The sequence below is a fragment of the Streptomyces atratus genome, assembly GCF_014648655.1.
In the GTDB taxonomy this organism is placed as follows: Bacteria; Actinomycetota; Actinomycetes; order Streptomycetales; family Streptomycetaceae; genus Streptomyces; species Streptomyces atratus.
In genome coordinates this window covers 159,986-173,501 of the sequence record NZ_BMRN01000004.1, presented here as the reverse complement: position 1 = coordinate 173,501, position 13,516 = coordinate 159,986, and the positions used below count along the sequence as shown (strand labels likewise).

At 66.6% G+C, this 13,516-nt stretch carries 10 protein-coding genes; 3 read left to right on the top strand and 7 right to left on the bottom strand.

Features of this window, described 5'->3' with window-relative positions; genetic code table 11:
* Positions 1 to 148: 148 nt before the first annotated feature.
* The 5 genes from IEZ15_RS08790 to ngcE all read right to left on the bottom strand — a co-directional run bounded on the left by IEZ15_RS08790 (position 149) and on the right by ngcE (position 6,199).
* Positions 149 to 1,246, bottom strand: coding sequence for a substrate-binding domain-containing protein (locus tag IEZ15_RS08790; RefSeq protein ID WP_373302528.1), 1,098 nt, complete (start codon positions 1,244 to 1,246; stop codon positions 149 to 151).
* Positions 1,247 to 1,369: 123 nt separating this feature from the next.
* Positions 1,370 to 2,569, bottom strand: a complete 1,200-nt coding sequence (locus IEZ15_RS08785; protein WP_189275563.1) for an ROK family transcriptional regulator — start codon at positions 2,567 to 2,569, stop codon at positions 1,370 to 1,372.
* A gap of 198 nt (positions 2,570 to 2,767) precedes the next feature.
* Complete coding sequence (locus tag IEZ15_RS08780; protein WP_114247264.1) at positions 2,768 to 3,685, bottom strand: carbohydrate ABC transporter permease; 918 nt, start codon at positions 3,683 to 3,685, stop codon at positions 2,768 to 2,770.
* 91 nt (positions 3,686 to 3,776) lie between these two features.
* Positions 3,777 to 4,700 carry a carbohydrate ABC transporter permease gene (locus tag IEZ15_RS08775; protein ID WP_114247263.1) on the bottom strand — a complete coding sequence of 308 codons (924 nt, stop codon included), beginning with the start codon at positions 4,698 to 4,700 and terminating at the stop codon, positions 3,777 to 3,779.
* A gap of 50 nt (positions 4,701 to 4,750) precedes the next feature.
* A complete protein-coding gene (gene ngcE / locus IEZ15_RS08770; RefSeq protein WP_114247262.1) occupies positions 4,751 to 6,199 on the bottom strand; it encodes an N-acetylglucosamine/diacetylchitobiose ABC transporter substrate-binding protein in 1,449 nt (482 codons plus the stop codon).
* 502 nt (positions 6,200 to 6,701) lie between these two features.
* Here ngcE and IEZ15_RS08765 point away from each other — a divergent pair.
* Positions 6,702 to 10,547: a GH92 family glycosyl hydrolase gene (locus IEZ15_RS08765; protein ID WP_189275561.1), complete on the top strand. Its 3,846-nt coding sequence runs from the start codon at positions 6,702 to 6,704 to the stop codon at positions 10,545 to 10,547.
* 91 nt (positions 10,548 to 10,638) lie between these two features.
* On the opposite strand, the gene IEZ15_RS08760 is transcribed toward IEZ15_RS08765, so the two are convergent.
* Entirely contained in the window at positions 10,639 to 11,283 is a 645-nt protein-coding gene (locus IEZ15_RS08760) for a histidine phosphatase family protein (protein WP_189275559.1), read from the bottom strand.
* A gap of 206 nt (positions 11,284 to 11,489) precedes the next feature.
* Between IEZ15_RS08760 and IEZ15_RS08755 the strand changes: the two genes are divergently transcribed.
* Together IEZ15_RS08755 and IEZ15_RS08750 are read left to right on the top strand one after the other, a co-directional pair.
* Positions 11,490 to 12,335, top strand: coding sequence for a helix-turn-helix domain-containing protein (locus IEZ15_RS08755; RefSeq protein WP_189275557.1), 846 nt, complete (start codon positions 11,490 to 11,492; stop codon positions 12,333 to 12,335).
* Entirely contained in the window at positions 12,319 to 12,516 is a 198-nt protein-coding gene (locus tag IEZ15_RS08750; protein ID WP_189275555.1) for a DUF397 domain-containing protein, read from the top strand. Before IEZ15_RS08755 ends, IEZ15_RS08750 begins: the two co-directional genes overlap by 17 nt.
* 45 nt (positions 12,517 to 12,561) lie before the next feature.
* On the opposite strand, the gene IEZ15_RS08745 is transcribed toward IEZ15_RS08750, so the two are convergent.
* On the bottom strand, positions 12,562 to 13,443 hold the full coding sequence (locus IEZ15_RS08745; RefSeq protein ID WP_373302536.1) for an aminoglycoside phosphotransferase family protein: 882 nt from the start codon (positions 13,441 to 13,443) through the stop codon (positions 12,562 to 12,564).
* Between the last annotated feature and the right edge of the window lie 73 nt (positions 13,444 to 13,516).

The following is a 13,516-nucleotide window of genomic DNA, read 5'->3' as shown; positions in this document are numbered from 1 at the left end:
TCGTCGGGCCGCCGCCGTCGCCCGAGGGGGCGGCGGCGGTCAGACAACCGGACCTGGGAAGGAGTCCGGCGCCCACCCCCGCTTGCGGGGCGTTGACGGGGTGGGTGCCGGACTGGCAGAGGTGCCCGGGGGAGCTTGCCCTCGGGTGTTACTTGATGCCGGCTGCGTCGCAGGCCGCCTTGTACTGGGCGGTGCAGATCTCCTCGACCTTGTAGACCTTGTCCGCGACGATCGTGGAGGCGATGTTCTCCTTGGTCACGACCGAGGCGTCGTACAGCTTCGACGGGGTGCCCTTGAACTCGCCCGAGAGGCTGTCGACCTTGATCGGGGCCAGATCGTCGATCTTCTCGCCCTTGAGCAGCCTGACGGCGATCTCGGCGGTGGTCTCGGCCTCCGGCTTGATCTGCTTGTAGATCGAGAAGGTCTGCTCGCCCGCGATGACGCGCTGCAGACCGGCGAGCTCGGAGTCCTGACCGCCGACCGGAACCTTCACACCCTGCTTCTTCAGGGCCGTGATGATGCCGCCGGCCATGCCGTCGTTGGCGGAGTAGACACCCTGGAAGCCGTCCTTGCCCAGGGAGTCGATGGCCGCTCCCATCTTCTTGTTGGCCTCGTCCGCCGACCAGTCCGGGATGTCCTGCTCGTAGACGACCTTCTTGACCTGCTTGTCGAGGACGCTGTGCGCGCCCCTCTTGAAGAAGGGGGCGTTCGGGTCGGTCGGCGAGCCGTTGATCATGACAACGTTGCTGTCCTTGGCCTTGGCGCCCAGCGCCTTGACCAGTGCCTCACCCTGGAGCTGGCCGATCTTCTCGTTGTCGTACGACACATAGGCGGAGATCGGCCCCTCCGCGAGACGGTCGTACGCGACGACCTTGACGTCCTTCTTCGCGGCCTGCTGGACCCAGGACTTCGCGGCCTTGTAGTCGACGGTGTCGAGGATGATGACCTTCACACCCTGCGTGACGAGCGCGTCGAACTGCTTCTTCTGGGTCTCGGTGTCCTGCGCGGCGTTGTTGTACTTGACCTCGCAGTCGGCGCAGAGCGCCTTGATCTTCGCCTCCATGATGGGGCGGTCGAACGTCTCGTAACGCGTGGTCTTGTTCTCCGGCAGCAGCAGACCGATGGTCTTGCCGTCGCCACCGCTGCCGCTGTCCTTGTCGCCGCCCGCCTTGCCGCAGGCTGCGAGGGAGACGGCCATCGAAACTGCGGCCGTGCCTATGACGATGCGTCGCGTCATTGCGTTCATTGCGGGTTTGCCTCCCTGACGAGGCCGCAACGTTGCGGCCGAGGTGGCTGGAAGTCAACTCGGCCGCGACGTCAACGTCAAGGAGTAAATTCTTAACGAGATGACAACGGTGCCATTCGTTATCTAAGTGAAGACAGGCGTGGCCGTCGACAGGCTGCTTTCCAAAAGGGGTGAATCCCCCATCTCGCTCAGCACGAGGGCCAGCGCGCCCAGCACCTCGGCCCGGCCGCCGAGCGCCCCGGGCAGCACCGAGAGCTGCCTGGCGGCACTGGGAATGGCATAGCGGGAGACCGAGTCGCGGATCGGCGCGAGCACCAACTCGCCCGCCTCGGCGAGCGATCCGCCGAGCACCACCCGGCTGGGGTTGAGCAGATTGCAGAGGTTGGCCACCCCGCTGCCGATGTGCCGCCCGACGTCCCCGATCACCCGACGGCAGCCCGGATCGCCCCCGCGGGCCAGCTGGACCACCCGTTCCATGGTGAGATCGGGCCCGTGACTGGGCTGGAGCAGCGGAAGGACGTACCGCGCGGCCGTGAACGTCTCCAGGCACCCCCGGTTGCCGCAGCGGCACACCGGGCCCGATTCGTCGAGCGTGATGTGCCCGATCTCACCGGCCGTGCCGCCCGGCCCCCGGTAGATGTTCCCGTCGATCACCAGACCGGCGCCGACACCGCTGGCGACCTTGATGTAGGCGAGGTCCCTGACCCCGCGGCCGCTCCCCCAGACCAGCTCGCCGAGCGCCCCGAGGTTGGCGTCGTTGTCGACGTACACCGGAACGCCGAGCCGGCCTGCGAGCTCCTCGCTGGGGTTGATGCCCGTCCAGCCCGGCAGGATCGACGTGGAGCCCAGCGTGCCGGACTCGACGTCGATCGGGCCGGGAACACCGAGGCCGACCCCGATCACCTTGTCCGGGCTGATCCCGGTCGTCTCGATCAGCCGTTTGACCAGCCGCTCCGCCCGCCCGAACCCCTCCGCCGCCGAGGCGTCGACATCCATCGGCTCGGACTCCTCGGCGAGCACCTGGTGGGCGAGATTGCCGACCGCCACCCTCAGATGCGTATGCCCGAAGTCGACACCGATCACAATGCCCGCGTCACCGCTGAGCGAGACGCTGCGGGCCCGGCGGCCGCCCGCCGAGGTGGGGGTCACCTCGACCGTGCCGCCGTCCTTCAGCTCGCGAACGATATTGGAGACGGTGGCCGCTGACAGGCCGGTGCTCCGTGCGATCTCCGCCTGGGTGAGCGAGCCGGCCATACGTACCGCGCGCACGACCCGCTCAAGGTTGGCGCGATGCAGAGATGTCTGCGACCCCGGAGTCTCCATCGACTCTCTCACTCCTACCGTTTTCTCTAACATGTGAACTCTAAGCTGAGCGTTTTGGGGTGCTCCCCGTCAAGACCTTGAGCATGCGAAGCCTCGGATGAGCACCATTGCCCGCACCGAGGCAGCCACCTGCACACGCGAACCGCCCGCCGGCGCGTGGCCGGCGGGCGGTTCGTATGTGTACGGAGGGTAGGGGTGCTACTTCACCGCACCCGCGGTGAGCCCTGCGACGACCTGACGCTGGAAGATGATGTAGGCCGCGAGAACCGGCAGCATCGCCATCACCAGACCGGCGAAGAGACCGGACCAGTCACCCTTGTATCCCTGGCTGGTGGCCAGTTCGACCAGCCCCTGGGAGAGCACCCGGTGGCCCGGATCGGTATTGAGCACCGTTGGCAGCATGTACTGGTTCCACTGCCCGAGGAAGTTGAAGATACCGACGCTGATCAGGCCGGGCTTCGCCATCGGCAGCATCACCTGGAAGAACGTCCGGGAGTGCGAGGCCCCGTCGAGCATCGCCGCTTCCGCCACCGAGGTCGGCAGCGTCCGGAAGAACGAGGTGAGGAAGAAGACGGTGAACGGCAGCGAGTACGCGATGTAGACCATGATCAGCCCGTGCCGCGTGTTCAGCAGGCCCATGTTGTTCATGACGAAGAACAGCGGGACCAGCGCCAGGATGATCGGGAAGCTCATCCCGCCGATGAACAGGTAGTAGATGAAGCGGTTGCCGGGGAAGTCGAACCGCGCCAGTACGTACGCCGCCATCGACCCGAGCAGCAGGGTGCCGACGAGCGAACAGCCCACCACCACGACGGTGTTGAAGAAGTAGTCGCTCATGTGTGCCTGACTCCAGGCGCGCGACCAGTTTTCGAAGTGCAGCTTGTCGGGCAGCGCCCAGGGCGTCGACAGGATCGAGTCGTCGGTCTTGAACGACGCCATCACCGCCCAGAGCAGCGGCAGGACGACCAGGATCGCCCAGATGATCAGCACACCGTGCGAGAAGACATTGAGGACCTGACCCTCGCTGCTCTTCTCCTTCACGGCGGGCGCGGGCGCCTTGGCCACGGGTGCCAGGTCGGCCGCCGGTGCCGCGGGAGGGGTGTCAGTCGTCTTCACGTGTACTCACCTCGTACTTTCGAGCCGGACACGGAGACCGACCTGTGGTGCCTGCCGGTGATCCGGGGGCCGGCCCCCGTCAATCGCAGCATCAGAACTCCAGCCGCTCGCGCCGGCCCAGTCGCATCACGATGGCGGCGAAGGCCATGGTGACGATGAGCAGTCCGACACCGATCGTTGTCGCGTATCCGGCCTGCCCGTCGCGGAAGGCCGTCTGGTACACGTACAGCGGAAGGACCGTGGTCGAGTAGTCGGGACCACCGGGGCCCACCGTCATGACCTGCACCGTGGTGAACGCCTCCACACCGAGCGCCAGGATCCCCATGTAGACCCAGCCCGACTGCACGGTGTCCCAGAGCAGCGGCAGCGTGATCCGGAAGAACGTCGTGAAGCGGTTGGCGCCGTCGAGGAGCGCCGCCTCGTAGAAGTCCTTCGGAATGGACGCCATTCCGGCCGAGAAGAGAACGACGAAGAATCCTACCGTCGACCAGACCAGCACCGACATGACACAGATGAGCGCGAGGTTCGGATCGCCCAGCCAGTCCGGCTGGATGGAGTCCAGGCCGATCGCCTTCAGCGTCGAATTCAGCATCCCGCTGGTGGGGTTGAAAGCGAACTGGAAGAGCAGGGCGACGATGACGATCGAGAGCACCTGCGGGAAGAAGTAGGCGATCTTGTAGAAACCCGAGCCGCGCACGCCGGAGACCGCGGCGTTCTTGCGCCGCCGGCCTCCGACATTGAGCATGAAGGCGAAGAAGAGTGCCAGGCCCAGCGTCACCAGCGGCAGCAGCAGCACGAGCAACACACTGTGCTGCAACGACTTCCAGAAGATGTCGTCCTTCAGCATCCTCGTGTAGTTGTCGAACCCGACCATCTTGAAGTCCGGGCTCAGACCGGTCCAGTCCGTGAACGAGTAGTAGATGGACTGGATGAACGGCCAAATGACGAAGACCGCGTACAACGCCAGTGGGACTACCAAGAACCCCACGATGAAACGGTACTTGCCATGCTGCATCGTTTACCGACCCCGATCTTTCCGCGGGTGCCGCCGCTGGTGACGGTTGCTCACTGGTGCTTGTAGTGCTTGATGGACTGGTCCTTGGCCGCCGCGTCGGCGAAGGCCTGGATCTTCTTGATGGCTTCCGCCGGGGTCGCGCGGCCGGCCATCATCTCGCCGATACCGGCGACGCCGATCTGCTCCTTCTGGAGCTTCACGTACCAGTCCTGCAGACGCGGGTTCACCACGTTGTCGCCGGCCTTCTTCAGCGCGTCGACACCGGACTGCATGGCGGTCGACAGGGTCAGGCCGTCGGTGCCGCCGTTGAACGCGCTGAGCGACTTGACCTGCTTGGTGAAGTTCTTCGAGGACTCCTCGGAGAGCATGATGCGCAGCTGCTCCATGCCGCCCTGGGGGTTCTTCGCGTTGGCCGGGACGACGAAGGGCTCGCCGCCGGAGGCCCAAATGGTGCCGAACGGCATCTTGTCGGACGAGTCCAGGCTGGACGGCGCCGCGACCATCATCTTGAAGTCCTTGGGCGTGGTCGGCGCGGCCTCGTTCTCCACCCACGAACCGTTCGGGAGGAAGAGCGCCTTGCCCTTGGTCCACTCGGTCTGCGACTGGATGTGGGTCAGACCGGGGGTGCCCTTGAGGATGTACCCCTTCTTGTACAGCTCGTAGTACGCCTCGAACGCCGCCTTGACCGCGGGGTCCTTCCAGGCGTTCGGCTCCAGGTTGTCGATCTTGTCGAGAACCTCCCGGCCACCGATCTTGCCGATGAACGGGTAGAGCGAGAACGGCAGGTAGTACGGGTACTTACCGGCGTACGTCCAGCCCGCGATGCCCTGCTTCTTCGCCTTCGCGCAGAGGGCGAGCATGGCGTCCCAGTCCTCCGGGTACTCCGCGTCGAGCTTCTCCAGCGCGGTCTGCGAGTACCAGACGCCGTACACGGTGTACGCGTAGTACATGATCCAGACCGGGTCGCCGTCGAACTGACCCATCTCCAGGACACCCGGGCGCAGCGTGTCGCGGACCTTCTTGGACGGGTCGTCGATGGACGGGGCGTCCATCAGCGGCGTCAGGTCGAGCAGCTGCTTCTTGCCGACCAGGACACCCATGTCCATCTGCTCGGCACCGGAGTTGTCGATCAGGTCCGGCGGGGTGCCGCCGTTGAAGCGCGGCTGGAGCTGCGACTGGATCTTCTGGGTCGCGACGTGCTTGACCTTCGGGGCCTTCGGGAACGCCGCGTTGTACTTCTTCTCCGCGTCGATCGCGTACTGCTGACCGAAGCCGCCGTCGAAGATGACCACCTCGAGCGGGGCCGTCTCGTTGACGCCGAGCGGGTTGGCCTTGGTGACCTTGCCCTTCTCGACCTTCTTGTCGCTGCTGCTGTCGCCGCTGGCGCACGCCGACAGGAAGCCCATCGTCGGAACGCTGATCAGGCCGAGTGCGGCCGATCGCTTGATCACATCGCGACGGCCAAGGCCCTCATTCTTGTGGGCGGAGGTGGATCCCATGCTCAAGTCCTCGCCTTCTCCAGGACTCAGGCGGTGTGTACCGGTCGCCCGTCGAAACTCGCCTCAGGCGAAGGGCCCCGCCACCGCGGTCAGTTGCGCTTGGGTAGTGCTGATCTCAGGCTAGCCATGTGCAGTGGGGGGCTTCGGAAGATCGGGCATCGGATGCACTTGTTGTGCACTCCTTGGCCGTTCCCCCGTGTCCCCCTTGTCCGCGGCGCCGGAAAAAGCTGTGCGGACGCCGACAGGTATAGTCCACTCACGGCCGCCTGAGCAAGATCGAATGCAAGGTTGAGCAGCAGTCTTTCCCGAGTTGAGACCTCGCGGATACCTGGACCCCTTGCGCCCCGGTCCGGGTGTAACGATTTCCGCATTACGGTCGATTCCGCTGGCGATTCATGCCCAACACCCTTGACACATCCCGGCACTTGGCTCCCTACTGGACCTTGCGTATCTCCATGACAACGTTGTCCAAAGCGCACTTCCTCGGGAGGAATGGCTCGGCATGCAGCCCCGACATGGTTCTCGCAAGAGACAAAGCCGTACGGCCGCACTGATCGCGGCTTCACTGGTTCTGGTCGTGACAGCCCCCACCGCGGCCGCCGCTCAGTCGGCAGGGACAGGCGAAAAGGGCCAAATCCCCTTGGGGGAACGGACATTCAGTTCGTCCTTCGAAACGGACGAAAAGCAGCCGGACTGGCGCAACACCATCGAAGAAGGTCCTGACGGAAAGAAGCGGTCATCGGGCGTCGATGGCGGCTTCTCCGCAGGAATACCGGGCAATGTCACGGACAAGGTGGCAGATGTCCGCGCCAGCGACGAGAACACCGGCGGCGGGGAGGTGAAGGAGAACCTGATCGACGGGGAGTCCGGCACCAAGTGGCTGTCCTTCGAGCCCACCGCCTGGGTCGAGTTCGATCTCACCGAACCCGTGAAGGTCGTGACATACGCGCTGACGTCGGCCAATGATCACGCCGAGCGCGATCCGAAGGACTGGACCCTCCAGGGATCCGCCGACGGCAAGGACTGGAAGGACCTCGACTCCCGGACCGGCCAGACGTTCACCGAGCGGTTCCAGACGAAGTCGTACGATTTCACATCTGACACGGCATACCAGCACTACCGTCTGCAGATCACGAAGAACAACGGCGCCTCTGACGCGACCCAGCTCGCCGACGTCCAGTTCTCCGACGGCGACACCTCGGTCCCGGCGCCCGACTCGATGCGCAGCCAGATCGACCGCGGCCCGTCCGGCTCCCCCACCGCCAAGGCGGGCGCCGGCTTCACGGGCAAGAAGGCCCTGCGGTACGCCGGTACGCACAAGGCGGACGGCCGGGCCTACTCGTACAACAAGATCTTCGATGTGAACACGGCTGTCACCCGTGACACCTCACTCTCCTATCTGGTCTACCCCCAGATGGGCGAGACGGACCTCTCCTACCCGGCGACGCATGTCTCGGTGGACCTGGCGTTCACGGACGGTACGTATCTGAGCGATCTGCGGGCCACCGACAGCAACGGCGGCCTGCTGACACCGCAGGGCCAGGCCGATGCCAAGCGGCTGTACGTCAACCAGTGGAACAAGGTCGACTCGACGATCGGCACGGTCGCGGCGGGCAAGACCGTCGACCGGATTCTGGTGGCGTACGACTCCCCCAAGGGCCCGGCGAAGTTCCAGGGCTGGATCGACGACATCAAGATCGCCCCGAAGGCACCCGAGAAGCGCCGCCCGCACCTCTCCGACTACGCGTCGACGGTCCGCGGCACCAACTCCAGCGGTGGTTTCTCGCGCGGCAACAACTTCCCCGCCACCGCGGTCCCGAACGGCTTCAACTTCTGGACGCCGGTCACCAACGCCGGGTCGACCAGCTGGCTGTACGACTACGCGCGCGGGAACAACGACGACAACCTGCCCACCCTCCAGGCGTTCAGCGCCAGCCATGAACCGAGCCCGTGGATGGGCGACCGACAGACCTTCCAGCTGATGCCGTCGGCGGTCTCCGGCACCCCGGACGCCTCCCGCAAGGCGCGGGCCCTGCCGTTCCACCACGAGAACGAGACGGCGAAGCCGCACTACTACGGTGTGACATTCGACAACGGCCTCAAGGCCGAAATGACACCGTCCGACCACGCCGCCCGGATGCGGTTCACCTATCCCGGTGACGACGCGAGCATCGTCTTCGACAACGTCTCCAACGACGGCGGGCTCACCCTCGACCCGAAGAACAGCTCCTTCACCGGCTTCTCCGATGTGAAGAGCGGCGGCTCGACCGGCGCCACCCGCCTCTTCGTCCACGGCGTCTTCGACGCGCCGGTCACCGCGAGCGGCAAGCTGTCCGGCGGCGGTGGCGACGATGTCACGGGCTACCTCCGCTTCGACGCGGGCAAGGACCGCACGGTCGGCCTGCGACTGGCGACCTCGCTGATCAGCATCGACCAGGCGAAGCAGAACCTCGCCGCCGAGATCCCCGCCTCCCGTTCCTTCGGCCGGGTGGAGGACCGGGCGCAGCAGGCCTGGGACGACATCCTGGGCAAGGTGGAGGTCGAGGGCGCCACGGCCGACCAGCTGACCACGCTGTACTCCAGCCTGTACCGGCTGTATCTGTACCCGAACTCGGGCTTCGAGAGGGTCGACGGCAAGGACAAGTACGCAAGCCCCTTCTCCCCGCAGGTCGGCTCCGACACCCCGACGCACACCGGGGCGAAGATTGTCGACGGCAAGGTGTACGTCAACAACGGCTTCTGGGACACCTACCGGACGACGTGGCCCGCGTACTCCCTCCTCACGCCGGACAGGGCCGGCGAGATGGTGGACGGCTTCGTCCAGCAGTACAAGGACGGCGGCTGGATCTCCCGCTGGTCGTCCCCCGGCTACTCCGACCTGATGACCGGCACCTCTTCGGATGTCGCGTTCGCGGACGCCTACGTCAAGGGCGTGAAGTTCGACGCCGAGGCGGCCTACGACGCGGCCCTGAAGAACGCCACCGTGGTCCCGCCGTCCTCGGGCGTCGGCCGCAAGGGCATGCAGACGTCCCCGTTCGTCGGCTACGCGAACACCTCCACGCACGAGGGCCTGTCCTGGTCGCTGGAGGGCTACCTCAACGACTACGGCATCGCGCAGATGGGCCGGGCGCTCTACAAGAAGACGAAGAAGGAGCGGTACAAGGAGGAGTCCGAGTACTTCCTGAACCGCGCCCGCAACTACGTCCAGCTCTTCGACGACAAGGCCGGCTTCTTCCAGGGCAAGGACGCCAAGGGCGACTGGCGGCTCCCCTCGGAGAAGTACGACCCGCGGGTCTGGGGCTACGACTACACGGAGACGAACGGCTGGGGCTACGCCTTCACGGCCCCGCAGGACAGCCGGGGCCTGGCGAACCTGTACGGCGGCCGCGACGGCCTGGCCAAGAAGCTCGACACGTACTTCTCCACTCCCGAGACGGCGGGCCCGGAGTTCGTCGGCTCGTACGGCGGTGTCATCCACGAGATGACGGAGGCGCGTGACGTACGAATGGGCATGTACGGCCACAGCAACCAGGTCGCGCACCATGTCACCTATATGTACGACGCGGCTGCGCAGCCCTGGAAGACGCAGGAGAAGGTCCGCGAGGTCCTGAGCCGCCTCTACACGGGCAGCGAGATCGGCCAGGGTTACCACGGCGACGAGGACAACGGCGAGCAGTCGGCCTGGTACCTCTTCTCCTCGCTCGGCTTCTACCCGCTCGTCATGGGCAGTGGCGAGTACGCGATCGGCTCCCCGCTCTTCACGAAGACCACGGTCCATCTGGAGAACGGCCACGACCTGGTCGTCAGGGCTCCGAAGAACAGCGCGAAGAACATCTATGTGCAGGGTCTGAAGGTCAACGGCAAGAAGTGGAACTCGACTTCACTGCCGCACGACCTGCTGGCCAAGGGCGGTGTGCTGGACTTCGACATGGGTTCCGAGCCGTCGTCGTGGGGCACCGGCAAGGACGCGGCGCCGACCTCGATCACCACGGACGACAAGGTGGCGTCGCCGAAGGCGGACGTACTGAAGGGCGAGGGTGCCCTGTTCGACAACACATCGGCCACCTCGGCGAAGGTCGCCACGGTGGACCTGCCGGTCCCCTCGGCCACGGAAGTGGTCCGCTACACGCTGACATCGGACAAGGCGGCCGGGGCCCCGGCCGGCTGGGTCCTCCAGGGCTCGTCGGACGGCACGACGTGGAAGGACCTCGACAAGCGCTCGGCCGAGCCCTTCGCCTGGGACAGGCAGACGCGGGTGTTCTCGGTGACCGATCCGGGCTCGTACGCCCACTACCGCCTCGTGTTCGCCGGTGAAGGCACGCTCGCGGAGCTGGAGTTGCTCTCCTGACCCGACGTTTCCCTTCGTCACGGCCGACGGCCGGTACCCCCGCCCCGGGGTACCGGCCGTCGGTCCGCCCACGGGGCGGCGCGGCTCCCGCTCAGTCGCGTTCCGGTGTCTCCGGTACGGCCCGGGGAAACAGGCTCTCCGGAAATGTCATATTCCATGCCGTGATGACCGGCTTCCCGTGCTCGGTGCCGAGCCGGGAGACGGCTCCCGTGGCGAGCTGGAACAGTGTGCCCTCGGCCGGGGTCAGGCCGAGGTAGCGGGCGGTGAGCACGCGCAGGAAGTGGGAGTGCGCGACGAGCGCGACGTCCTCGTCCGTGTCACGGCTCGCCGCCTCCGCGACTTCGGCCAGCACCCGGTCGGCGCGGGCACCGACCTCGGCGGGGGCTTCGCCGGGGTGCGCCTCGGGGCCGGGGGCGACTCCGTCGGTCCAGAGGTTCCACTCGGGACGGGTGCGGTGGATCTCCTCGGTGGTCACCCCTTCGTAGCCGCCGTAGTCCCATTCGCGCAGCTCGGGCGTAATGCGGGGGGCGGCGAGTCCGGCGAGCTCGGCGGTGCGCCGGGCGCGTACGGCGGGACTGACGAGGGTGAGTGCGATGCGCCGGTCGGCGAGCAGGGGCGCCAGCGCACGGGCCTGCCGTTCCCCGAAGACGGTCAGGGGCAGATCGGTGTAGCTCGTGTGCTGCCCGGACCGTGACCACTCCGTCTCGCCGTGCCGGATCAGGATCAGCTCGCCCATGATGATTCCGCTCTTTCTGTGCCTATGCCTTGTGCCTGTGCCGTTGCCGCTGTCGTTGTGTGAACCCGCGGTCCCACGATCGCATTCCACCGGGCCGGCGGCGGGGTGCGGCTCACCCTCGGTGTCGGGGCAGCGGTGGACACCTACGGGTGGCGCATTCCGGGTTTCCCGGAGCGATGCGTCCGCGCGCCGCTACATTGCGGCGTATGCCGCAGCCCAAGGATCTCGACCCGTACGCCGACGCCCGTTCCTTCTACGGTTCCGAGTTGCGCCGCTTGCGTGAGGCCGCCGGGATGTCCCAGAGCGAGCTGGGCGACAAGGCGTTCTGCTCGGGTACATACATCGGGCTGTTCGAGATGGCGGAGCGTCGTCCGCAGGAGGACATGTCCCGCATCTTCGACGAACTGCTGGGCAGCGGCAAGCACCTTCAGCGGCTGTGCCGTCTGGCGCGGAAGTCGAAGGTGGCGGGGTACTTCGCGGATGCGGCGGAACTCCAGTTGCGAGCTTCGTCCATCGACAGCTACACGTCGATGGTGGTCCTCGGACTGTTGCAGACACCGTCCTACGCGCGTGCGCTGACCCGGGCCGCCCACCCGTTCGCCGACGCGGAAGTCATCGAAGGACATGTCAGGACGCGCATGGAGCGCACAAGCCTTCTCGACTCCCCCACGGCACCCGTGCTTTGGGTGGTGATCCACGAAGCCGCACTGCTCCTGCCGGTGGGTGGACCGGCCGTCATGACGGAGCAGCTCAATCATCTCGCCGAGCAGATCGCTTCCCGCCCTCGTATCGTCGCCCAGGTGCTCCCGTTCTCCGCCGGGGCACACCCCTTCTTGCACTCGTCCATGACACTGATGCAGTTCACCGACGCTCCGTCCGTCGTATACACGGAGAGCGCGTACAGCGGCCAACTCATCGAAGAACCGCTCCTGGTGGAGCAGTATCGATCCGCATACGATCTGGCCAGGGCCGCCGCACTGTCGCCGGAGGCGTCCCTGGACCGGATCGCGTCGGCGGCGAAGGAGTTCGCGGCCGATGAGCACCACACCTGACCTGAGCACCGCTTCCTGGCGCACGTCGTCCCACAGCAACGGCGACGGTGGTGAATGCGTCCAGGTCGCCGACAACGTCCCCGGCTTCGTCCCCGTACGCGACACCAAACTGGCCAACAGCCCGGTCCTGCCCTTCCGCGCACCGGTCTGGGCGGCCTTCGTGCAGAGCGTCAAGCGGTAGAGCGACAACCTCGGCCGACGCGCCCGACGCGAAGGGCCTCACTCATCACGTGGATCCGTCGTCGGCGAGGACTTCGCGGATGACGTGCCGGGCGATCGCCGCCATGGCCGGATTCGACTCCCGGTAGTAGCGCAGTTCGCCGAGCGCGGTCGACAGTGCCCAGCCACGCCCTCGTGCCCAGGCCGAGTCATCGGTGTTCAGGGCCGCACGGAAGACCCCGCGCGCGTGCGCCGGCAGCAGGTACCACGCCGCGATCAGGTCGACGGCGGCGTCGCCCAGTCCCATGCAGCCGAAGTCGATGACGGCGCTGAGCCGTCCGTTCGCGAGCAGCAGGTTGCCGGGTTGCAGATCCGCGTGGATCCAGACGGCCGGACCGGTCGGGGCGGAGGCACCGAGCGCCGCCTCCCACACGGTGAGCGCCGCGCCGGTGTCCACGGCCTCGTGCAGCGCCGCGAGTGCGGCGCGCGTCGAGGCGTCGCGGGCTGCCAGGGGCTCGCTGCGGAAGGAGGGCGGTGCGTCGGCGGGATCGATCCGGTGCAGCGAGGTGACGAAGTCCGCCAAGTCGGTTGCGAGCTGGCCGGGTTCGGCGATCTCCCCGACCACCGGGTTCGCGCCGTCGAGCCAGCGGAAGACCGACCAGTGCCAGGGGTAGCCCTCCGCGGGCACACCCCTGCCCAGCGGAACGGGGATCGCGGCGGGAAGCGACGGGGCGAGCCGGGGCAGCCAGCGCTGCTCCATCGCCACCTCACCGGCCGTCCCCGCCGTACGGGGCAGTCGCACCACCAGGTCCTCGCCGAGCCGGTACATGGCGTTGGACGTGCCCACGGGGACGACCGGTTCGACGGGCAGTCCGGCCCAGTGCGGGAACTGCGAGGCGATCAGCCGGTGTACGAGGGATTCGGTGAAGTCCGGTTCGTCGGCATGCATCTTGCCCGGCTGCATGAGCACCCTTCGGGGGTCGGGGTGGCGACGGTTGTCTGCCGGGTTCATACGACCGGTC

Bases quoted from the DNA above. Each gene is read 5' to 3' on its own strand.
- IEZ15_RS08750 (WP_189275555.1), top strand. From the start codon at position 12,319: ATGAGCACCACACCTGACCTGAGCACCGCTTCCTGGCGCACGTCGTCC.
- IEZ15_RS08765 (WP_189275561.1), top strand. From the start codon at position 6,702: ATGCAGCCCCGACATGGTTCTCGCAAGAGACAAAGCCGTACGGCCGCA.
- ngcE (WP_114247262.1), bottom strand. From the start codon at position 6,199: ATGGGATCCACCTCCGCCCACAAGAATGAGGGCCTTGGCCGTCGCGAT.
- IEZ15_RS08745 (WP_373302536.1), bottom strand. From the start codon at position 13,443: ATGCATGCCGACGAACCGGACTTCACCGAATCCCTCGTACACCGGCTG.
- IEZ15_RS08785 (WP_189275563.1), bottom strand. From the start codon at position 2,569: ATGGAGACTCCGGGGTCGCAGACATCTCTGCATCGCGCCAACCTTGAG.
- IEZ15_RS08775 (WP_114247263.1), bottom strand. From the start codon at position 4,700: ATGCAGCATGGCAAGTACCGTTTCATCGTGGGGTTCTTGGTAGTCCCA.
- IEZ15_RS08755 (WP_189275557.1), top strand. From the start codon at position 11,490: ATGCCGCAGCCCAAGGATCTCGACCCGTACGCCGACGCCCGTTCCTTC.
- IEZ15_RS08760 (WP_189275559.1), bottom strand. From the start codon at position 11,283: ATGGGCGAGCTGATCCTGATCCGGCACGGCGAGACGGAGTGGTCACGG.
- IEZ15_RS08790 (WP_373302528.1), bottom strand. From the start codon at position 1,246: ATGAACGCAATGACGCGACGCATCGTCATAGGCACGGCCGCAGTTTCG.